General features: G+C 66.1%; 16 protein-coding genes and 1 pseudogene. 10 read left to right on the top strand and 7 right to left on the bottom strand.

Going from position 1 to position 20,188, the window contains the following annotated elements; all coding sequences use genetic code 11:
* Positions 1–14 precede the first annotated feature (14 nt).
* From GTW51_RS15905 to coaD, 3 genes are all read right to left on the bottom strand, one after another.
* Positions 15–485 (bottom strand): peptidylprolyl isomerase, encoded by a 471-nt coding sequence (locus GTW51_RS15905; protein WP_163045007.1) that lies wholly within the window; start codon positions 483–485, stop codon positions 15–17.
* A 129-nt stretch (positions 486–614) separates the two neighbouring features.
* A complete protein-coding gene (locus GTW51_RS15900) occupies positions 615–1,169 on the bottom strand; it encodes a peptidylprolyl isomerase (RefSeq protein ID WP_163045006.1) in 555 nt (184 codons plus the stop codon).
* A gap of 40 nt (positions 1,170–1,209) precedes the next feature.
* Entirely contained in the window at positions 1,210–1,680 is a 471-nt protein-coding gene (gene coaD / locus GTW51_RS15895; RefSeq protein WP_163045005.1) for a pantetheine-phosphate adenylyltransferase, read from the bottom strand.
* A gap of 170 nt (positions 1,681–1,850) precedes the next feature.
* On the opposite strand from coaD, the gene GTW51_RS24355 reads away from it, so the two are divergent.
* The gene (locus GTW51_RS24355) at positions 1,851–1,979 is read left to right on the top strand and encodes a hypothetical protein (protein ID WP_281354618.1); all 129 of its coding nucleotides are present in this window, start codon (positions 1,851–1,853) and stop codon (positions 1,977–1,979) included.
* Between the two features lie 143 nt (positions 1,980–2,122).
* Here GTW51_RS24355 and gyrA read toward each other — a convergent pair whose 3' ends face one another.
* A complete protein-coding gene (gyrA, locus tag GTW51_RS15890) occupies positions 2,123–4,870 on the bottom strand; it encodes a DNA gyrase subunit A (RefSeq protein WP_246233205.1) in 2,748 nt (915 codons plus the stop codon).
* A gap of 335 nt (positions 4,871–5,205) precedes the next feature.
* On the opposite strand from gyrA, the gene GTW51_RS15885 reads away from it, so the two are divergent.
* A complete protein-coding gene (locus tag GTW51_RS15885) occupies positions 5,206–5,853 on the top strand; it encodes a MarC family protein (RefSeq protein WP_163045041.1) in 648 nt (215 codons plus the stop codon).
* 100 nt (positions 5,854–5,953) lie between these two features.
* On the opposite strand, the gene ssb is transcribed toward GTW51_RS15885, so the two are convergent.
* Positions 5,954–6,490, bottom strand: coding sequence for a single-stranded DNA-binding protein (gene ssb, locus GTW51_RS15880; RefSeq protein WP_163045040.1), 537 nt, complete (start codon positions 6,488–6,490; stop codon positions 5,954–5,956).
* A 279-nt stretch (positions 6,491–6,769) separates the two neighbouring features.
* On the opposite strand from ssb, the pseudogene uvrA reads away from it, so the two are divergent.
* The 3 genes and pseudogenes from uvrA to GTW51_RS15865 form a co-directional block, all read left to right on the top strand.
* A pseudogene (gene uvrA, locus GTW51_RS15875) lies at positions 6,770–9,619 on the top strand (excinuclease ABC subunit UvrA); the annotation flags it as partial.
* 66 nt (positions 9,620–9,685) lie between these two features.
* Positions 9,686–10,312 carry a glutathione S-transferase family protein gene (locus GTW51_RS15870; RefSeq protein WP_163045002.1) on the top strand — a complete coding sequence of 209 codons (627 nt, stop codon included), beginning with the start codon at positions 9,686–9,688 and terminating at the stop codon, positions 10,310–10,312.
* A gap of 19 nt (positions 10,313–10,331) precedes the next feature.
* Positions 10,332–11,141 (top strand): DUF72 domain-containing protein, encoded by an 810-nt coding sequence (locus tag GTW51_RS15865; protein ID WP_163045001.1) that lies wholly within the window; start codon positions 10,332–10,334, stop codon positions 11,139–11,141.
* Positions 11,142–11,164: 23 nt separating this feature from the next.
* On the opposite strand, the gene GTW51_RS15860 is transcribed toward GTW51_RS15865, so the two are convergent.
* Positions 11,165–12,700, bottom strand: coding sequence for an NAD(P)H-hydrate dehydratase (locus tag GTW51_RS15860; RefSeq protein WP_163045000.1), 1,536 nt, complete (start codon positions 12,698–12,700; stop codon positions 11,165–11,167).
* A gap of 286 nt (positions 12,701–12,986) precedes the next feature.
* On the opposite strand from GTW51_RS15860, the gene GTW51_RS15855 reads away from it, so the two are divergent.
* The 4 genes from GTW51_RS15855 to GTW51_RS15840 all read left to right on the top strand — a co-directional run bounded on the left by GTW51_RS15855 (position 12,987) and on the right by GTW51_RS15840 (position 17,696).
* Positions 12,987–13,325: a P-II family nitrogen regulator gene (locus GTW51_RS15855; protein ID WP_163044999.1), complete on the top strand. Its 339-nt coding sequence runs from the start codon at positions 12,987–12,989 to the stop codon at positions 13,323–13,325.
* A gap of 52 nt (positions 13,326–13,377) precedes the next feature.
* Complete coding sequence (glnA, locus tag GTW51_RS15850; protein ID WP_163044998.1) at positions 13,378–14,787, top strand: type I glutamate--ammonia ligase; 1,410 nt, start codon at positions 13,378–13,380, stop codon at positions 14,785–14,787.
* 280 nt (positions 14,788–15,067) lie between these two features.
* Positions 15,068–17,092: a DNA topoisomerase IV subunit B gene (parE, locus tag GTW51_RS15845; protein WP_163044997.1), complete on the top strand. Its 2,025-nt coding sequence runs from the start codon at positions 15,068–15,070 to the stop codon at positions 17,090–17,092.
* A 46-nt stretch (positions 17,093–17,138) separates the two neighbouring features.
* Positions 17,139–17,696 carry a hypothetical protein gene (locus tag GTW51_RS15840; protein WP_163044996.1) on the top strand — a complete coding sequence of 186 codons (558 nt, stop codon included), beginning with the start codon at positions 17,139–17,141 and terminating at the stop codon, positions 17,694–17,696.
* On the opposite strand, the gene GTW51_RS15835 is transcribed toward GTW51_RS15840, so the two are convergent.
* The gene (locus GTW51_RS15835) at positions 17,669–18,454 is read right to left on the bottom strand and encodes an alpha/beta fold hydrolase (RefSeq protein WP_203566119.1); all 786 of its coding nucleotides are present in this window, start codon (positions 18,452–18,454) and stop codon (positions 17,669–17,671) included. The genes GTW51_RS15840 and GTW51_RS15835 overlap by 28 nt on opposite strands.
* Positions 18,455–18,561: 107 nt before the next feature.
* Between GTW51_RS15835 and GTW51_RS15830 the strand changes: the two genes are divergently transcribed.
* Positions 18,562–20,100, top strand: coding sequence for a DEAD/DEAH box helicase (locus tag GTW51_RS15830; protein ID WP_163044995.1), 1,539 nt, complete (start codon positions 18,562–18,564; stop codon positions 20,098–20,100).
* The last annotated feature ends 88 nt before the right edge of the window (positions 20,101–20,188 follow it).

The following is a 20,188-nucleotide window of genomic DNA, read 5'->3' as shown; positions in this document are numbered from 1 at the left end:
ATCTCCCGGCCGCATCAGACGTCGGCAGCGACGCGCATCGTGGTGATCGAATCCGGATCGGTCACCGGCTCGCCGCGCTTGATCTTGTCGACATTTTCCATGCCTTCGATCACTTCGCCCCAGATGCTGTACTGCTTGTCGAGCCACGGGGCGCGATCGAAGCAGATGTAGAACTGGGAATTGGCCGAGTTCGGGTTCGCCGTCCGTGCAGCCGACACCGTGCCGCGCTTGTGCGGCTCGGCGGTGAATTCGGCTACGAGATCGGGCTTCTCGGAGCCGCCGGCGCCGGTGCCCGTCGGGTCGCCGGTCTGCGCCATGAAACCGTCGATGACGCGGTGGAAGACCACGCCGTCATAGAAGCCTTCGCGCGCAAGTTCCTTGACGCGGGCAACGTGCCGCGGTGCGAGGTCGGGCCGGAGGCGGATAACCACGCGTCCCTTCGTCGTCTCCAGGATCAAGAGATCCTCGGGGGTATCCTGCGCCATCTTGTTCTCCTTGATAGATCGGCTCCATGCCGAAGCGCCCCGCGGATGACGCGAGGCGCATATGGACCTTCCTTGGGGGAATTTGCCGGTTCCGACAACCCCCCACGCGGGCCTTGCCGTCTCGGGCGGTTATTCCTGGCCGGCGAGCCGGACCTTCACCATCTTGTCCGGATCCTCGACGGAGCCGTTCTGGGCCGCATCGCCCTTCTTGATCTGATCGACATTTTCCATGCCTTCGACGACGTCGCCGACGACCGTGTACTGGCCGTCGAGGAAGTCGCCGTCGGCAAGCATGATGAAGAACTGCGAGTTTGCCGAATTCGGATCCTGCGAACGCGCCATGCCCAGCGTGCCGCGATCAAAGGTCTCGTCGGAGAATTCCGCCTCGAGATCGGGCAGGTCGGAGCCGCCCATGCCGGTGCCGGTCGGATCGCCGGTCTGCGCCATGAAGCCGTCGATGACGCGGTGGAACACCTGGCCGTCATAGAAGCCGTCCCCGGCGAGCGTCTTGATCCGCTCGACATGGTTGGGTGCCAGATCCGGCCGCAGCTGGATGGTGATGTCGCCCGACGCGGTGGTGATGACCAACGTGTTCTCGGGATCGGCGCCCTGCGCGGCGGCGGGGCCGGCAAAGGCCGCGAAGGTCATCGCGCTAGCGAGGCCGAGCGTTGCGAATAATTTCATGTGGTTTCCATCCCAGACCTTGGCGCCCACGCATTGCGCGTCAGGCGACTTTCCTTCGTATCGCTTGTGCGACATTGGCAGGCACGAACGATGCGACGTCGCCACCCATCAGGGCGATCTGGCGAACCAATGTGGCGGTTATGGGCCTTGTCGGCGGCGAGGCCGGAAAGAACACGGTGACGATCTGCGGACGCATGGCCCCATTCATCCCCGCCATCTGCATCTCGTAGTCGAGATCCGTCCCGTCGCGCAGGCCGCGAACAAGGGCGACCGCGCCGGCCTTCGTCGCGGCGTCGACCACCAGCCCGTCGAACGCCACGACCTCGACCGGCGTATCCAGGCAATCGGTGATCAGCGAGGCCCGCTCGTCGAAGTCGAACATCGGTTTCTTGCCGGGATGGATGCCGATGCCGACGACGACCTCGTCGAACACCGCCCTCGCCTGGCGGAGGATGTCGATGTGGCCGTTGGTGATCGGATCGAAGGATCCCGGGTAGAAAGCGCGCTTCATCAAATCCGCCTACTCTCTCGGGAGCGTCCAAGCAATTCCCGGCCGTCTCGTCGCGGCGGACCTGAACGTCTCATGACCACCAGCTTCATCTTCCGTTACAGCCGCACCAGGCAGGGTGGAACTAAATCGGACTGCTGCAGTTATTCAGCCGAATTGATGGAGAATTCCATATGCTCGTCTTCGCACTTTCGCTGGCCATGGTCGTCACGCTCGTCACGGCTACCGTCGTTACCCTTCACAACGAATCGCAGCGCGCCCGCGTCAAAGTCACGGCGAACCGCTCGCGCCTGATGCGCTGATCGCTCGTCGTCGCGGCCTTCGCGCCAGCGACAACGGAAGCGAGTGGAGCCGACTAGCGGTCGAATGGACGCAAGGCTCGACGATCATTCTTCCCTGATAACCAAAAGGCCGCCCGGCATGTGCAGGGCGGCCTTTTTTCGTTTTATTCCGGTGGCAGATCGTCCGGAGCATCTGGTGCTTCTGATTTCCCCGGCGCGTCGTCGGACGGCGGCACATCGTCGGTGCTGTCGGCTTCCGCCTCCCCGGCTTCGTCCTCGCCCTGATCCGGGATGCGTTCCACGGACACGACGCGCTCGCCGTCGGCGGTGCGGAAGATGGTCACGCCCTTTGTCGCGCGGCCCTTGAAGCCGATGCCCTCGACCGGGACGCGGATCATCTGCCCGCGATCGGAAATCAGCAGCAGTTCGTCCTCCGCTTCCACCGGGAAGCCGGCGATCAGCGGCCCGATATCGGCGAGGCGCGAGACGTCGGTGGCACGGATCCCCTTGCCGCCGCGGCCGCTGGTGCGGAACTCGTAGGACGAGGACCGCTTGCCGTAGCCGAACTCGCTGACGGTGAGGATGAACTCCTCGGCGGCGCCGAGATAGGCGTAGCGCTCCTGGTCGATGGAGACGTCCTCGACGCCTTCTTCCTCGACCGTCGGCTCGGCGGTGACGTCGCCCACCGCTTCGCCTTCGACCGCGCGGCGCATCTTCAGGTAGGAGACGCGCTCCGCCGGCGTGGCGTCGACATGGTTGAGGATCGCCATCGAGATGACGCTCTCGCCGGTGCCCAGCGAGATGCCACGCACGCCGACCGAGTTGCGGCCGGCAAAAACGCGCACGTCGGTCACCGGGAAGCGGATGCACTGGCCGGACGAGGCGACCAGGAAAACGTCGTTCTGTTCCGAGCAGGTGGCGACGGCGAGGATCTCGTCACCCTCGTCCAGCTTCATCGCGATCTTGCCGTTGCGGTTGACCTGGACGAAGTCCGACAGCTTGTTGCGCCGGACCGTGCCGCGGGTCGTGGCGAACATCACGTTGAGCTCGGCAGCCGCCTCCGGGTCGCTCGGCAGCGGCAGGATCGAGGTGATGCGCTCACCTTTCTCCAGCGGCAGCAGGTTGATCAGTGCCTTGCCGCGCGACTGAGGCGTGGTCAGCGGCAGGCGCCAGACCTTCTCCTTGTAGACGATGCCGCGCGAGGAGAAGAACAGCACCGGCGTATGCGTGTTGGCGACGAACAGCCGGGTGACCGAATCCTCGTCGTTCTTCAGCGACATGCCGGAGCGGCCCTTGCCGCCGCGGCGCTGCGCCCGATAGGTGGCGAGCGGTACGCGCTTGATGTAGCCGCCATGGCTGACGGTGACGACCATGTCCTCGCGCGGGATCAGGTCCTCGTCGTCCATGTCGGCCGCGCCCTCGCTGAGGACAGTGCGGCGCGGCGTGGCGAACTCGTCGCGGATGGCGGTCAGCTCGGCCTTGATGATCTCGCGGACCCGCGTGCGGGACGACAGGATCTCGAGATACTCCTTGATCTCGGCGCCGATCTTGTTGAGCTCGTCGCCGATCTCGTCGCGGCCGAGCGCCGTGAGGCGCTGCAGGCGCAAGTCGAGGATGGCACGTGCCTGCGCCTCGGAGAGCCGGTAAGTCTCCTCCTCGGAGATGCGGTGGCGCGGATCGTCGATGAGGCGGATCAGCGGCGCAACGTCCTTGGCGTCCCAATGCCGCTCCATCAGCTGCTCGCGCGCTGTCTGCGGATCCGGTGCCTGGCGGATCAGCTTGATGATCTCGTCGATGTTCGCGACGGCAATGGCGAGGCCGACCAGCACGTGAGCGCGTTCGCGCGCCTTGCGCAGCAGGTACTTGGTACGCCGGTTCACCACTTCCTCGCGGAAGGAGATGAACGCCGCCAGCATTTCCTGCAGCGTCAGCTGCTCGGGCTTGCCGCCGTTCAGCGCGACCATGTTGGCGCCGAACGAGGTCTGCAGCGGGGTGAAGCGGTAGAGCTGGTTGAGAATGACGTCGGCCGTCGCGTCGCGCTTCAGCTCGATCACCACGCGGTAGCCGTCGCGGTCACTCTCGTCGCGGATGTCGGAGATGCCCTCGATGCGCTTGTCGCGCACGAGCTCGGCCATCTTCTCGATCATCGACGACTTGTTCACCTGGTACGGGACCTCGGTGATGACGATGGCTTCGCGGTCGTTGCGGATGGCCTCCGTATGGACCTTGCCGCGCATCAGGATCGAGCCGCGGCCGGTCGAATAGGCAGACAGGATGCCGGCCTTGCCGAGGACGATGCCGCCGGTCGGGAAATCCGGGCCGGGAATGATCGCCATGATCTCTTCGAGCGAGATCGTCGGGTTGTCGATCGTCGCGATGCAGCCGTCGATCACCTCGCCGAGATTGTGCGGCGGGATGTTGGTCGCCATGCCGACGGCGATGCCGCCGGAGCCGTTGACCAGGAGATTGGGGAAACGCGCCGGCAGAACCACCGGCTCCATCTCGCGCCCGTCGTAGTTCTCCTGGAAATTGACGGTTTCCTTGTCGATGTCCTCGAGCAGCGGGTCGGAGATCTTCTCCAGCCGGCACTCGGTGTAACGCATGGCGGCCGGGGGATCGCCGTCGATCGACCCGAAATTGCCCTGCCCGTCGATCAGCGGCGCCCGCAGCGACCAGTCCTGCGCCATGCGCACCAGCGCGTCGTAGATCGCCGAGTCGCCGTGCGGATGGAACTTGCCCATCACCTCGCCGATGACACCGGCGGACTTGCGGTAGGAGCGGTTATGGACGAGGCCCATCTCGCGCATGGCGTAGAGGATGCGCCGGTGCACCGGCTTGAGGCCGTCGCGCACGTCGGGCAGCGCGCGGCTGACGATCACGCTCATCGCGTAATCGAGATAGCTGCGCTGCATTTCCTCGATGATGGAGATGGAATCAATGCCGCTCGATCGTTCCGGCGGCGTCGTCTTGTCGTCTGTATCGGCCAAGAAATCGTCCTGAAGAGCTCGGAAATCGCTGCCCCGCTATAGCGCGGATGGCCTCACCGGTGCAAATCGGCGAGGCTTTTCAGATGGGGTTTTTGAGTAGTCTTTTCAATCGCTTGCAACCGGGCGAAAAGAAACCCGTGTGGGCAGTGCCACAATGTCCGCCGGCGCTTGCCGAATCGCCCGAAATGCCGGCTTCCGCAGGGCGAGGTTGACCGCGCATCGGCAACTGCTAGGCAGAAGCTCCGGTGGCTTTCTCGCGAGTGCGCATGGTCGACATCCTCCTCAGCGGCTTCGTGACGATCTTCGTCATCATCGACCCGCTCGGACTGGTGCCGCTGTTCCTGGCCGTGACGCCGGATGCCAACGCGGTGGAGCGCCGCTCGATCGCGGTGCGCGCCTGCGTCATCGCCTTCGTGATCCTCGTCCTCTTCGCCGTAGCCGGCACGGCTTTGCTGGAGGGCCTCGGCATCACGCTGGGGGCCTTTCGCGTCGCAGGCGGCCTGTTCCTGTTCTGGATCGGCTTCGAGCTGGTCTTCGAGCGACGCCAGGAGCGCCACCAGCGCAGTGCCGACCGGGCGGTCGACGATCCGGAGGTGGCGGACGTCGCGGCCTTCCCGCTGGCGATCCCGCTGATCGCCGGGCCGGGCGCGATCTCGGCGGTGATCCTTCTTTCCGGCAACCTGCCCACGGTCGCGGGCCGGGCCGGCCTCGTCGCCATCCTGTTCGTCACGATGGTCATCACCTTCGGCTTTCTCGCCGTTGCCGACCGGATCGACCGGTTTCTCGGCGTGACAGGCCGGGCGGTGATCTCCCGGCTGCTGGGCGTCCTGCTTGCCGCACTGGCGGTGCAGTTCGTGGCCGACGGCGCGGCACTGCTGATGGTCTCGAGCCAGGCTGCCGCGCTTTGAGGGGCGGCCCGGGCCTTGCCTAAACGCATGAGGCGAGCGGCGCTTTCGCGCCGCTCGCCTTTGCCGACTTCTCGGTGCCTCGACCTACTGCCGGCAGGCCTCAGAACGGGATTTCGTCGTCGAGATCGCGTGAGGATCCGCCGCCGCCGTAGCCGCCCCGATCGCCGCCGCCCGATGCGCCGCCGCCGCCGCCGCTGCTGGGGCCGCCGGAGCCACCGCCGCGCGATCCGCCACCGCCGCTTTCGTAACCGCCGCCGCCGCCGCCGGAACCGCCGCCGCCTTCGCCGCGACCGTCCAGCATCTGGAGTTCACCACGGAACTTCTGCAGGACCACTTCGGTCGTGTAGCGCTTCTGGCCCGTCTGGTCCTCCCAGCTGCGGGTCTGCAGCGCGCCTTCGATGTAAACCTTGGCGCCCTTTTTCAGGTACTGCTCGGCGACCTTCACGAGATTCTCGTTGAAGATCACCACGTTGTGCCACTCGGTGCGCTCGCGCCGTTCGCCCGACTGGCGGTCGCGCCAGCTCTCCGACGTGGCGATGCGCATGTTGACCACGGCGTCGCCGGATGTGAGGCGGCGCACTTCCGGATCGGCTCCGAGATTGCCGACCAGGATCACCTTGTTCACGCTGCCTGCCATGAGGAACTCCATACTTTTCTGCCGGCGGCGACCATATCGGACCGCGTTGCCGGGCGAAACCGCCGGGGGCGCCCCGGCCGGCTTATCCAGCGGAAGATTTCGGTGCAGTGCCGAGGCCCGCGCCGGAGGTGTGGCTTCCGCGTTGCGAAACGATGCGGGAGGCTATAGAACGAATAGAGAACATGCAACAGCGGAACGAATCGCGGCTGCCGCTTGGAACTGCGGTGCGGAAGACATAGATAACCGCGTCATCCCACGACAAGGAATGCCGAGCGCTTCATGGCCGAATTGAAGACGATCTCCATTCGCGGCGCCCGCGAACACAATCTCAAGAACGTCGACCTCGACCTGCCGCGCGACAGGCTGATCGTCATGACCGGACTGTCCGGCTCGGGCAAGTCGTCGCTGGCGTTCGACACGATCTATGCCGAGGGGCAGCGCCGCTACGTCGAGAGCCTGTCGGCCTATGCGCGGCAGTTCCTGGAGATGATGCAAAAGCCGGATGTCGACCAGATCGACGGTCTGTCGCCCGCCATCTCCATCGAGCAGAAGACGACGTCGAAGAACCCGCGCTCGACCGTCGGCACCGTCACCGAGATCTACGACTATCTGCGCCTGCTGTTCGCCCGTGTCGGCATCCCCTATTCGCCGGCGACCGGCCTGCCGATCGAGAGCCAGACGGTCAGCCAGATGGTTGACCGGGTGCTGGAGCTGGAGGAAGGCACCCGCCTCTATCTGCTCGCGCCGATGATCCGCGGCCGCAAGGGCGAGTACCGCAAGGAACTGGCGGAGCTGCAAAAGAAGGGCTTCCAGCGGGTTCGGATCGACGGCGAGTTCTACGACATCGCCGACGCCCCGGCGCTCGACAAGAAATACAAGCACGACATCGACGTGGTCGTCGACCGCATCGTCGTGCGGGCGGATCTGTCGGCGCGGCTGGCGGATTCGATCGAGACGGCGCTGGGCCTCGCCGACGGTCTCGCCGTCGCGGAATATGCCGACGGGCTCGACGAGAACGGCAAGCCGCGCCAGCTGGTGTTTTCGGAAAAGTTCGCCTGCCCGGTCTCCGGCTTCACCATCCCCGAGATCGAGCCGCGGCTGTTCTCCTTCAACAACCCGTTCGGCGCCTGTCCGCGCTGCGACGGGCTGGGCTCGCAGCAGGCCGTCGATCCGAAGCTGGTGGTGCCGAACGAGGCGCTGACGCTGAAGGGCGGCGCCATTGCCCCCTGGGCGAAATCGAGCTCTCCCTATTACGGGCAGACGCTGGACGCGCTCGGCCGTGTCTACGGCTTCAAGCAGACCGATCGCTGGGCCGATATCCCGGCGGCGGCGCAGACTGCGATCCTCGACGGCACCGGCCGGGAGAAGATCGAGTTCCGCTACAATGACGGGCTGCGCTCCTACAAGACGACCAAGGCCTTCGAGGGCGTCGTCACCAATCTGGCGCGGCGCTGGAAGGAGACCGATTCCGCATGGATGCGCGAGGAGATCGAGCGCTTCATGTCGGCGACCCCTTGCCCGGCCTGCGCCGGCTACCGGCTGAAGCCCGAGGCGCTGGCGGTCAAGATCGCCGGGCGGCATATCGGCGAAACTACCGAACTGTCGATCCGGGCTGCGCGCGAGTGGTTCGAGGCGCTCCCGGAGAAGCTCAACGCCAAGCAGAACGAGATCGCCGTCCGCATCCTCAAGGAGATCCGCGAGCGGCTGCGCTTCCTCGACGACGTGGGCCTGGAATACCTGACGCTGTCGCGGGCTTCCGGCACGCTGTCCGGCGGCGAGAGCCAGCGCATCCGCCTCGCCTCGCAGATCGGCTCCGGCCTCACCGGCGTGCTCTACGTGCTCGACGAGCCGTCGATCGGCCTGCACCAGCGCGACAACGAGCGGCTGCTGGTGACGCTGAAGCACCTGCGCGACATCGGCAACACGGTCATCGTCGTCGAGCACGACGAGGACGCCATCCTCGCTGCCGACTATGTCGTCGACATCGGGCCGGCCGCCGGAATCCACGGCGGCGAGGTCATCGCCGCCGGCACGCCGGCCGAGGTGATGGCGCATCCGAACTCGCTGACCGGCCGCTATCTCTCCGGCGATCTCGGCGTGCCGGTGCCGGCCAAAAGGCGCAAGCCGCAGAAGGGAAAGCGCCTCAAGGTCGTCGGTGCGCGCGGCAACAATCTGAAGAACGTCACCGCCGAGATACCGCTCGGGCTGTTCTCCTGCGTCACCGGCGTTTCCGGCGGCGGCAAGTCGACCTTCCTGATCGAGACGCTCTACAAGGCTGCCGCGCGGCGCATCTCCAACGCCCGCGACGTTCCCGCCGTGCACGACCAGGTCGAAGGGCTGGAGCTGCTCGACAAGGTCATCGACATCGACCAGTCGCCGATCGGCCGCACGCCACGCTCCAACCCCGCGACCTATACCGGCGCCTTCACGCCGATCCGCGACTGGTTCGCCGGCCTGCCGGAAGCCAAGGCGCGGGGCTACCAGCCCGGCCGCTTCTCCTTCAACGTCAAGGGCGGGCGCTGCGAGGCGTGTCAGGGCGACGGCGTCATCAAGATCGAGATGCACTTCCTGCCCGACGTCTACGTCACCTGCGACGTCTGTCACGGCAAGCGCTACAATCGCGAGACGCTGGAGGTCACCTTCAAGGAGAAGTCGATCGCCGACGTGCTCGACATGACGGTCGAGGAAGGCGTGGACTTCTTCGCCGCGGTGCCGGTGGTGCGCGACAAGCTGGCGACGCTGAAGGAGGTCGGGCTCGGCTACATCAAGGTCGGCCAGCAGGCGACGACGCTGTCCGGCGGTGAGGCGCAGCGCGTCAAGCTCGCCAAGGAACTGTCGCGCAAGGCGACCGGCCGCACGCTCTACATCCTCGACGAGCCGACCACCGGCCTGCATTTCCACGATGTCGCCAAGCTGCTCGAGGTGCTGCACGACCTCGTCGACCGCGGCAACACGGTGGTCGTGATCGAGCACAATCTCGAAGTCATCAAGACGGCCGACTGGCTGGTCGACATCGGCCCCGAGGGCGGCGACGGCGGCGGCGAGATCGTCGCTACCGGCACGCCCGAGGACGTGGTCAAGGTCGAGCGCTCCTACACCGGGCACTTCCTCAAGGAGCTGCTGGAGCGGAGACCGGGTATCAAGCGCGAGGCGGCGGAGTAGCTGGCACCGCCCGGCTCCCTTCGAAGTGATGGAATGATCCTCATCGGACAGTACGACTCCTCATTCGTGCGCCGCGTCGGCATCGTGTTGACGCTCTACGATATTCCGTTCGAGCACCGGCCGTGGTCGGTGTTCGGTGATGCCGACAAGATCGCCGCGTTGAACCCGCTGACGCGCGTGCCGACGCTGGTCCTCGACGACGGTGAGGTTCTGGTCGACAGCTACACGATCCTCGATCATCTGGACTCGCTGGTGCCGGCCGAGAAGGCGATGCATCCGCGTTTGGAACCTGAAAGGCGGCAATCGCTGAAAGTGACGGCCCTGGCGAGCGGGTTGGCCGACAAGGCCGTGAGCCTGTTCTACGAAAAGCGGCTGCACGACACCATCTCGCCGGTCTGGGAGGCGCGGTGCCTCAGCCAACTCCGCGGCACCCTCGTCGCGCTTGAGACCGACCGGGCCGGCCGCCACGGATCGTTCTGGTTCGGCAACCGCATCGGCCATGCGGACATCGCCGTGGCGGCATCGATCCGCCACATGACCGATTCCCATCCGGAACTGGCGCGACTGGAAGACTGCCCGGCACTTGCGGCGCATTGTGCGGCGATGGAAACCTTGCCGGTCTTCCGGCAGATCTCGCAGCCTTTCATTCCGCCCACGTGAGCGAACAAAGGGAAACCACATGGCCCAGTCAGGCACAATCCGCGCGGGCATCGGCGGCTGGACGTTCGAGCCGTGGAACGAGACGTTCTATCCGGACGATCTGCCGAAGAAGCGCCAGCTCGAATATGCCGCGTCGAAGCTGAAGACGATCGAGGTCAACGGCACGTTCTATCGCAGCCAGTCACCGGCGACCTTCGCAAAATGGGCGAACGAGACGCCCGAAGGCTTTGTTTTCTCGTTGAAAGCACCACGATTCGCGGTGAACCGGAAGGTGCTGGCGGAAGGCGGCGAGTCGATCGAGCGCTTCGTCACGTCGGGCATCGCCGAGCTCGGCGACCGGCTCGGCCCGATCCTCTGGCAGCTTGCGGCGACCAAGCAGTTCGATCCCGACGATTTCGGCGCCTTCGTCGATCTCCTACCCGAAAAGGCCGGCAATCTGCGCCTGCGCCATGTCGTCGAGCCGCGGCACGAGAGTTTCGCCTGCCCCGAGGCAGTCGCGATCTGCCGCAAGGCCGGCGTCGCCATCGTCTGCGCCGAGGCGGAGGATTACCCGCAGATCGCCGACGTCACGGCGGACTTCGTCTATGCGCGCCTCCAGATGGGCGACGAGGCCAACCCCACCGGCTATCCCGGCGACGCGCTGGATGGCTGGGCGGCGCGGGCGCGAAAATGGGCGGAAGGCGCCCAGCCGGACGATCTGCGGCGGGCCGATCCGGACAAGGCGCCGCCAAAGCAGCCGCGCGACGTGTTCCTCTATTTCATCCGCTCGGGCAAACCGCGTGCACCGCATGCCGCGGTGGCCCTGCAGGAGCGGCTCGACGCCGGCTGATCGGCCTGCCGGCGCGCGCTCGGTCAGTCTTCCCGCCTGACCAGCGCCTGCAATTCGATGTGGACCTTCGACAGCATTGCCGGAAGGTCCTCCGAGATCAGGCCCGGGCCGAACAATTCCGCCACCCGCCCGTGCATCCAGACGCCGACGCAGGCGGCCGCGAAGCTCGGCATGCCCTGCGCCAGTTGTGCGGCGACGATGCCGGCGAGGACGTCACCGGTGCCGGCCGTCGCCAGCCACGGCGTGCCGTTGGCGTTGATCGCCGCGCGACCGTCGGGCGCGGCGATGACCGTGTCGCGGCCCTTCAGAACCACGATGGCGCCCGCGCGTCGCGCCGCGGCCCGCGCGCGGTCCAGCTTCGACAGGCTGCAGTCGGCGGCGATATCCGGAAACAGCCGTTTGAATTCGCCCTCATGCGGCGTCAGCAAGAGCAACGGCTCGGCCGGGCCTTGCAGGCGCGCGCCCTCGCCCGCGGCTGCGAACAAAGCATCCGGCGCCTCCCGGAACGAGCTGATGCCGTCGGCGTCGAGCACCAGCCGCCGGCCCTTTTCCAGGATCGCGGTGGCGAAGGATCGGGCCGTCTCGCCGACCCCGAAACCGGGGCCGAGCACGAAGGCGTTGAACCGGGCATCCTCGATCAGCGTCGCCAGCTCGTCGGCGTCGTTGCAGCGCTTCAGCATGACCGCCGTCAGGTGCATGGCGTTCACCATCATCGCGGAAGCCGGCGCGAACAGCGTGACGAGTCCCGCACCGCCGCGCAGGGCTGCCAACGCCGCGAGCCGCGCCGCGCCCGTCTGGCTGGGACCGCCGGAAAACACCACCGCGTGGCCCCGGTCGTATTTGTGCCCAGCATCGGCGGGGCTTCGATAATCGCTCAGCCACAAATCCGGCTCGTTGGCGAAGGTCTGCGGCGCGATGCGGTCAAGCACCGCCGGTCCGATGCCGATATCGGCGACGATAGTGCGGCCGCAGAGGCTGCGCCCCGGCTCCAGCAGATGCCCCGGCTTGCGGCGGAAGAAGGTGACGGTGAGATCGGCGCAGACGGCGGCGCCGAGCGCCTTCCCCGATTCGCCCGAGACGCCGGACGGCAGGTCGATCGCGATGACCGGCGTCGCGGCGGCGTTCAGTCGGTCGATCGCGGCGGCGGCGATCCCTTCGACCGGACGGGCAAGCCCGGCGCCGAACAGGCCATCGATCACCAGCCCCGCGTCGGTCGGGTCGAACGCTTCTAGCGGCAGGGTAGCAACGCCCCACGCCGATGCCGCGGCGGCTGCGTCGCCCGACAATCGCGCGGGATCCACGAGGCCGTAAAGGCGCACCTCGCGGCCCGCTTCCCGTAGCAGCTGCGCCACCACATAGGCGTCGCCGCCATTGTTGCCGGGGCCGGCCAAGACGGCGATCCGCCGCGCATCGGGGAAATCCGCGACGGCCACTTTCGCCACGGCCATCCCGGCGCGTGCCATCAGCGCCGTGCCCGAGTCGCCGCCCTCGATCGTCAGGCGGTCGGCCTCCGCCATCTCGCGGGGGCTCAGCAGGATATGAGAGGATTTATCAGTCATGGGTTGCCTAAAGTTACAACTGTATGCCTAAGTTTTATGCACTTGGCGTGAATTCGTGCGTCGTCGGGTGTTGCCGCTATGGGCAGCGAACATTCGGCAGGGTAACGATAGATTCGATAAGCAGTCGCGCCGCAGCCTGCCATGGTGTCGCCATCGGAGCGGGCGGAGACGATCGCCACTATTTCGGGTGTCACGGCTCGAAGCCATGCCTTTGGCACGCCTCCTGCATTGGGCCGGGGGACGGGCCGGCGGCCCGTGACGGGGACAACGTCGTGAAGGAATGTCGATGAAGAAGGTCGAGGCGATCATCAAGCCGTTCAAGCTGGATGAGGTCAAGGAAGCTCTCCAGGACGTGGGGCTCCAGGGCATCACTGTCACCGAGGCCAAGGGTTTCGGGCGCCAGAAGGGCCATACCGAGCTCTACCGGGGGGCGGAATATGTCGTCGACTTCCTGCCGAAGGTGAAGGTCGAGATCGTGCTGGCGGACGAGAACGTCGCGGCCGCCGTCGAAGCCATTCGCAAGGCTGCCCAGACAGGGCGCATCGGCGATGGCAAGATCTTCGTCTCCAACATCGAGGAAGCGATCCGCATCCGTACCGGCGAAGCCGGTACGGACGCCATCTGACCCCTCACCGTCTCCCAACAAAACACATCGTTCAATATCAGGAAGGACCGCTATGACGAGCGCCAACGATATTCTGAAGCAGATCAAGGACAACGACGTTAAATTCGTCGACCTGCGGTTCACCGACCCCAAGGGCAAGATGCAGCACGTCACGATGGACGTGGGCATCGTCGACGAGGACATGTTCTCGGAAGGCTCGATGTTCGACGGATCGTCGATCGCCGGCTGGAAGGCCATCAACGAGTCCGACATGGTCCTGATGCCGGATCCGGAGACGGCCTACATGGACCCGTTCTTCGCCCAGTCGACCATGGCGATCGTCTGCGACATTCTCGATCCGATCTCCGGCGAGGCCTACAACCGTGACCCGCGCTCGACCGCGCGCAAGGCCGAAGCGTTCCTGACCCAGTCGGGCACCGGCGACACGGCGTTCTTCGGCCCGGAAGCCGAGTTCTTCATCTTCGACGACGTCCGCTACAAGGCCGACCCGTACAACACCGGCTTCAAGCTCGACTCGACCGAACTGCCGTCCAACGACGACATGGAATACGAGACCGGCAATCTCGGCCACCGGCCGCGCGTCAAGGGCGGCTACTTCCCCGTCCCGCCGATCGATTCCTGCCAGGACATCCGTTCGGAAATGCTGACCGTGATGGCCGAGATGGGCGTCGAGGTCGAGAAGCATCACCACGAGGTCGCCGCGGCGCAGCACGAGCTTGGCATCAAGTTCGACACGCTGACCCGCAACGCCGACAAGATGCAGATCTACAAATACGTCATCCACCAGGTGGCCAACGCCTACGGCAAGACGGCGACGTTCATGCCGAAGCCGGTGTTCGGCGACAACGGCTCGGGCATGCACGTGCACCAGTCGATCTGGAAGGGTGGCAAGCCGACCTTCGCCGGTGACGAATATGCAGGCCTGTCGGAGAGCGCGCTCTTCTACATCGGCGGCATCATCAAGCATGCGAAGTCGCTGAACGCCTTCACCAACCCGTCGACCAACTCCTTCAAGCGCCTGGTTCCGGGCTACGAGGCACCGGTCCTGCTCGCCTACTCGGCGCGCAACCGCTCGGCTTCCTGCCGCATCCCGTTCGGCCAGTCGCCGAAGGCCAAGCGCGTCGAAGTCCGCTTCCCGGATCCGACGGCCAACCCGTATCTCGCCTTCTCGGCGATGCTGATGGCCGGCCTCGACGGCATCAAGAACAAGATCCATCCGGGCGAAGCCATGGACAAGGATCTCTACGACCTTCCGCCGGAAGAGCTGAAGGAAATCCCGACCGTCTGCCGGTCGCTGCGCGAGGCGATGGAATCGCTCGACGCGGATCGCGATTACCTGAAAGCCGGCGGCGTCTTCGACGACGACCAGATCGACGCCTTCATTGACCTGAAGATGGCCGAGGTGCTGCGCTTCGAGATGACGCCGCATCCGGTCGAGTTCGACATGTACTACTCGGTCTGACGGCGCTTGCCGGAGGTCTCCGGCAGCGGCTGGAATACGATAAGGGGCGCCTTCGGGCGCCCCATATCATTTGTGCCGGAATTGCTGGAACAGCTCGACGGGAACCCGAGGCCGCGTCATCGGGGCAGCACCGGAAACCGTGGATAACGATAGGAAAACCGGGCCCGGGCGGCTCGACCGAGCGGCCCGGGGTTGAAGAACATTTCGTGAAAGTATAGGCAGGTTCCATGTTCGATTGGCGCTCGATCTTCCTGTTTTCCGGCCCGGACGCGACGGCGCGATGAGCGACGACCTGTTTTCCGGCAATGCCGCGCGCCAACCGGCGGCCCCCAAGTCCGCCAGCCGTACGCGCGCTGCGCCTGCCACGCCACCGCCGCCCGCCGAGTACACCGCCGCCGATATCGAGGTCCTGGAGGGGCTCGAGCCGGTTCGCCGCCGTCCGGGCATGTATGTCGGCGGCACCGACGAGAAGGCGCTGCACCACCTCTTCGCCGAAGTCATCGACAACTCGATGGACGAGGCGACCGCCGGCCACGCCAATTTCATCGAGGTCTCGCTGGAGGCGGACGGCACTCTCTCCGTCGCCGACAATGGGCGCGGAATTCCGATCGACCCGCATCCGAAATACAAGAACAAGTCGGCGCTCGAGGTCATCATGACCACGCTGCATGCCGGCGGGAAGTTCGATTCCAAGGTTTACGAGACCTCCGGCGGCCTGCACGGCGTTGGTGTCTCGGTGGTCAACGCGCTCTCCGAGCACCTCGAGGTGGAGGTGGCGCGCAACCGGCGTCTCTACCGGCAGATCTATGCCCGCGGCGTAGCCACCGGCCCGCTGGAAGAGGTCGGCGAGGTTCATAACCGGCGCGGCACGAGAGTGCGCTTCCGGCCGGACCCGCAGATCTTCGGCGCCGGCGCGCGCTTCCGGCCCGAGCGCCTCTACGCCATGGCGCGCTCCAAGGCCTATCTGTTCGGCGGCGTCGAGATCCGCTGGTCCTGCGACCAGGAGTTGCTGACGCCGAATGGCGAGATTCCGGCGCGCGACATCTTCCACTTTCCCGGCGGCCTGACGGACTATCTCGACACGACGCTCGGCAAGGACCGCGTCACGTCGCAGATCTTCGCCGGCCGCACCGAGAAGCAGACCGGCCACGGCGCGGTCGAGTGGGCCGTCAGCTGGACGCCGGACGACGGGTTCGTGCGCTCCTACTGCAACACCATCCCGACCGGCGAAGGCGGCACGCACGAGGCTGGCCTGCGCTCAGTGCTGCTGCGCGGCCTCAAGGCCTTCGCGGAAGTCTCCGGCAACAAGCGCGCTTCGGTGATCACCGGCGACGACGTGATGCTGACCGCGGCCGCGATGCTGTCGGTGTTCATCCGCGAGCCGGAGTTCGTCGGCCAGACCAAGGACCGGCTGGCGACAGCCGAGGCACAACGCATCGTCGAGCAGTCGATCCGCGACTCCTTCGACATCTGGCTGGCCTCCTCGCCGCAGGACGCGGCAAAGTTGATCGACTGGGTGGTCGAGCGCGCCGACGAGCGGCTGCGTCGACGCCAAGAAAAGGAAGTCAGCCGCAAGACGGCGACGCGCAAGCTGCGCCTGCCCGGCAAGCTCGCCGACTGTTCGCAGACCGGCGCGGCCGGGGCGGAACTGTTCATCGTCGAGGGCGATTCCGCCGGCGGCTCGGCCAAGCAGGCGCGCGATCGCAAGGTGCAGGCGATCCTGCCGCTGCGCGGCAAGATTCTCAACGTCGCCAGCGCCGGCCGCGACAAGCTCGGAGCGAACCAGCAGCTCGCCGATCTCGTCCAGGCACTCGGCTGCGGGACGCGCTCGAAATATCGCAGCGACGATCTGCGCTACGAGCGGGTGATCATCATGACCGACGCCGACGTCGACGGGGCCCACATCGCCTCGCTGCTGATCACCTTCTTCTACCAGGAAATCCCGGAGCTGGTTCGCAGCGGTCATCTCTTCCTGGCCGTGCCGCCGCTCTACAAGCTGACGCAGGGCGGCAAGACGTTCTATGCGCGGGACGAGCGCGATCGCGAGCGGATCGTCGAGAAGGAATTCAAGGGCCGCGGCAAGGTGGAGATCTCCCGCTTCAAGGGGCTCGGCGAGATGCTGCCCTCGCAGCTCAAGGAAACCACCATGGATCCGCGCAAGCGCACGTTGCTGCAGGTCGTGGTCGACGAGACGCCGGAAGCGGGAACCGCCGGTGCCGTCGAGGCGCTGATGGGCAACAAGCCGGAGGCGCGCTTCCGCTTCATCCAGGACCGGGCCGCCTTCGTCGAGGATCTGGACATCTGACGCCGTCCGGCGGAATGCTGCGGCAAAAGCCATCGGAGTATCGACCGTGACCCGGATCTTCCCAGCTGCCGCCTTGTTCGGTTCAGCCTTGCTGTTCGCCCTGCCCGCCTTCGGCCAGTCGCCCGAAGCGCCGGCGCCGAACGAGCCAGCAGCCAGCCCGGCCGCACCCGCCGTTCCTGAGACGCAGGCGGCCGCTCCGAGCGAGATGACGACAGGGTCGGCCGTGACCGCCGCCATCGACGCGCTTTCGCCCCTCGTCGAGGACGTGCAGATCGTTGGCCCCTGGTCGGAAGGTACGCGCCAGGGCGTGTGGCGGACCGTCATGGTCCAGTCGCCCGCCGACGAGACGGGGTATCATTTCTTCGTCCAGCAGCTCGAAGGCTCGGGCACCGACCATATCGTGCGGGCATCGACCGAGATCACCGAGATCAACCAGGTGGACGGCGCCATCGTCGGCTACCGGGCCGACGAGCCGAGCCCCGGCGCGCCGAGCGGCCTGACGCTGTTCTTTGACATCCTGCCGGCGGACGGCGAGATCGCCGAGACGTATGAGCTGCATTTCGCGCCCGACGCGCCTTACATGTTCGGCCCGGCGTCGAACTGAGACTGCCGCCCACACGGCGCTTCGGACACTGCGGCCTGCATTTCGGTGAGCGCCTGGGTCACGATGTCCGGCGCCTCCATCGAGAGAAGGTGCCCTTTTGCCTCGATCGTGGTGAGCCGGGCCAGCGGAATGGCTTCGGCCATTTCATGGGAACATTCGACCGGGATGATATCGTCCGCGGTTCCGACGAGAATGCGGGTCGGCATCGCGAGACGGTCGAGCGTCGGACGCTGGTCGGGGCGGCCGATGATGGCCGCCTGCTGGCGCGCGAAGGCGTCGATGCCAACTTCTTTGGCCATGGCGACGACCCGATCTCGCAGATCCGGATCGTGCCGCGCATCCGGTCCCAGCAGGCGCGGACAGAGCGTCTCCGCCACCGTCTCGATGCCCTTCTCCCGGCCGAGCGCCACCAGGCGACGGCGCACGGCGGTCTGCTCCGGCGTATCGGGCCGCGCGCTGGTCGCGACCAAGACTAGACCAGACACGCGATCGGGCGAATGCCGGGCGACTTGCAGTGCGACGTAACCACCCATAGAGAGGCCGCACAAAACGAAACGCGGCGGCGCATGAGCGAGCAGACGTTCGGCCATGGCGTCGATCGATTCATCGCGAACCGTGTCGGCAATGATGACTGCGTCCGGCGGCAATGCCGCGATCTGCGCGCGGTAGAGATCCGCGGTGCAGAGCAACCCCGGAATCATCACGATAGGCGACTGATTCACCATCCTTACCCTGTAAATCCCCTGTTTGAGCGCCATATAGTAGCTTGTGGTTGACTCGGAAAAGCTATCGCCCTACTGCCCCGCGGTAATGGGCCTTCGAAGTCGTAGACCGTAAACCCCATTATCCAAAGAGAACCTGACGCTTGAAACCATTTTCCGAACTCGGCCTCAGTGCCAAGGTTCTGGCCGCCGTCGAGGCTGCCGGATACAGCGAACCGACGCCGATCCAGGAACAGGCCATCCCGCACGCGCTGGAGCGCCGGGATATTCTGGGGATCGCGCAGACGGGTACCGGCAAGACGGCGTCCTTCGTCCTGCCGATGCTGACGCTCCTCGAAAAGGGGCGCGCCCGGGCACGCATGCCCCGCACCCTCATCATCGAACCGACGCGCGAGCTTGCGGCGCAGGTCGAAGAGTCCTTCGTGCGCTACGGCCGCGACCAGAAGATCAACATCGCCCTGCTGATCGGCGGCATGTCCTTCGGTGACCAGGACAAGAAGATCGACCGCGGCGTCGACGTCCTGATCGCGACGCCAGGCCGCCTGCTCGATCATTTCGAGCGCGGCAAGCTCCTCATGAACGCCGTCGAGATCCTCGTCATCGACGAGGCCGACCGGATGCTCGACATGGGCTTCATCCCGGACATCGAGCGGATCTGCAAGCTTCTGCCGGTCACCCGCCAGACGCTGTTCTTCTCGGCCACCATGCCGCCGGAGATTACCCGCCTCACCGAGCAGTTCCTGCAGAACCCCGTGCGGGTCGAGGTCGCCAAGCCGGCGTCCGCGGCACTGACGGTGACGCAGCGGCTGGTCGCCTGCCAGAAGGTCGATTCCGAGAAGCGCGAAGCGCTTCGCCGCGTCATCCGCGAAGAGACGGACCTGACCAACGCCATCATCTTCTGCAATCGCAAGCGTGACGTGGCGACGCTGTTCCGTTCGCTCGAGCGGCACGGCTTCTCTGCCGGCGCGCTGCACGGCGACATGGACCAGCGCTCACGGACCGCGATGCTGCAGAGCTTCCGCGACAACAAGATCCAGCTGCTCGTTGCCTCGGACGTCGCGGCGCGCGGTCTCGACATCCCGGCGGTCAGCCACGTCTTCAACTTCGACGTCCCGATCCATGCGGAGGATTACGTCCACCGCATCGGCCGGACCGGCCGTGCGGGCCGCTCGGGCAAGGCCTTCACGCTCGCCACCAAGGCGGACCAGAAATATCTCGCGGCGATCGAGAAGCTGATCGGCACAGAGATCGAATGGCAGGGCGTGCCCGCTGCGGCGCTGCCCGAAGAGCCCGCAGACGCCGCCCCTAGCGCCCGTCGCAGCTCGCGCCGCACCGATGCATCGGGCGCCGGCCGCACGCGCGTCCGCAAAGAGCGTCCGGCACGCACCCCTGAAGCCACTGACGATACAGCTGCGCCGGCGATCGAAGCCGATGCCGAGCCAGTCGCTGCCGTGATCGAGGAGCCCGAGGTCCGGGAAGTTCGGGCCGTCCCCGCACCGCGCCGTGCGCGCGGCGAGAGGACGGCGCGTCCGGCACCCGCCGCCGAGCAAGCGCCCGCCCCGGCGCCGCGCGCGCAGCCCGTCGACCAGAACCGCGGTCGCGGTGGCGACGACGGCAAGGCCCCGGTCGGCTTTGGCGACGACATCCCGGCCTTCATGCTGATCGGTACCGGCGCCCTGTAGCAGCCGCTGCCGACAAGGCATTTGAAGCTCACAAAAAAGCCGGCCCTTGGGCCGGCTTTTTGCTGTCTGGTGTGGTCGTGTCGCCGGT

It is taken from the genome of Aurantimonas aggregata (assembly GCF_010500835.1).
Classification (GTDB): domain Bacteria; phylum Pseudomonadota; class Alphaproteobacteria; order Rhizobiales; family Rhizobiaceae; genus Aurantimonas; species Aurantimonas aggregata.
This window is presented reverse-complemented; position numbering and strand designations above follow the sequence as displayed.

Excerpts from the sequence above, each read along its gene's own strand:
- GTW51_RS15905 (WP_163045007.1), bottom strand. The coding sequence starts at position 485 with ATGGCGCAGGATACCCCCGAGGATCTCTTGATCCTGGAGACGACGAAG.
- GTW51_RS15900 (WP_163045006.1), bottom strand. The coding sequence starts at position 1,169 with ATGAAATTATTCGCAACGCTCGGCCTCGCTAGCGCGATGACCTTCGCG.
- coaD (WP_163045005.1), bottom strand. The coding sequence starts at position 1,680 with ATGAAGCGCGCTTTCTACCCGGGATCCTTCGATCCGATCACCAACGGC.
- GTW51_RS24355 (WP_281354618.1), top strand. The coding sequence starts at position 1,851 with ATGCTCGTCTTCGCACTTTCGCTGGCCATGGTCGTCACGCTCGTCACG.
- gyrA (WP_246233205.1), bottom strand. The coding sequence starts at position 4,870 with ATGCAGCGCAGCTATCTCGATTACGCGATGAGCGTGATCGTCAGCCGC.
- ssb (WP_163045040.1), bottom strand. The coding sequence starts at position 6,490 with ATGGCAGGCAGCGTGAACAAGGTGATCCTGGTCGGCAATCTCGGAGCC.
- GTW51_RS15870 (WP_163045002.1), top strand. The coding sequence starts at position 9,686 with ATGATCCTCATCGGACAGTACGACTCCTCATTCGTGCGCCGCGTCGGC.
- GTW51_RS15865 (WP_163045001.1), top strand. The coding sequence starts at position 10,332 with ATGGCCCAGTCAGGCACAATCCGCGCGGGCATCGGCGGCTGGACGTTC.
- GTW51_RS15860 (WP_163045000.1), bottom strand. The coding sequence starts at position 12,700 with ATGACTGATAAATCCTCTCATATCCTGCTGAGCCCCCGCGAGATGGCG.
- GTW51_RS15855 (WP_163044999.1), top strand. The coding sequence starts at position 12,987 with ATGAAGAAGGTCGAGGCGATCATCAAGCCGTTCAAGCTGGATGAGGTC.
- glnA (WP_163044998.1), top strand. The coding sequence starts at position 13,378 with ATGACGAGCGCCAACGATATTCTGAAGCAGATCAAGGACAACGACGTT.
- parE (WP_163044997.1), top strand. The coding sequence starts at position 15,068 with ATGAGCGACGACCTGTTTTCCGGCAATGCCGCGCGCCAACCGGCGGCC.
- GTW51_RS15835 (WP_203566119.1), bottom strand. The coding sequence starts at position 18,454 with ATGGCGCTCAAACAGGGGATTTACAGGGTAAGGATGGTGAATCAGTCG.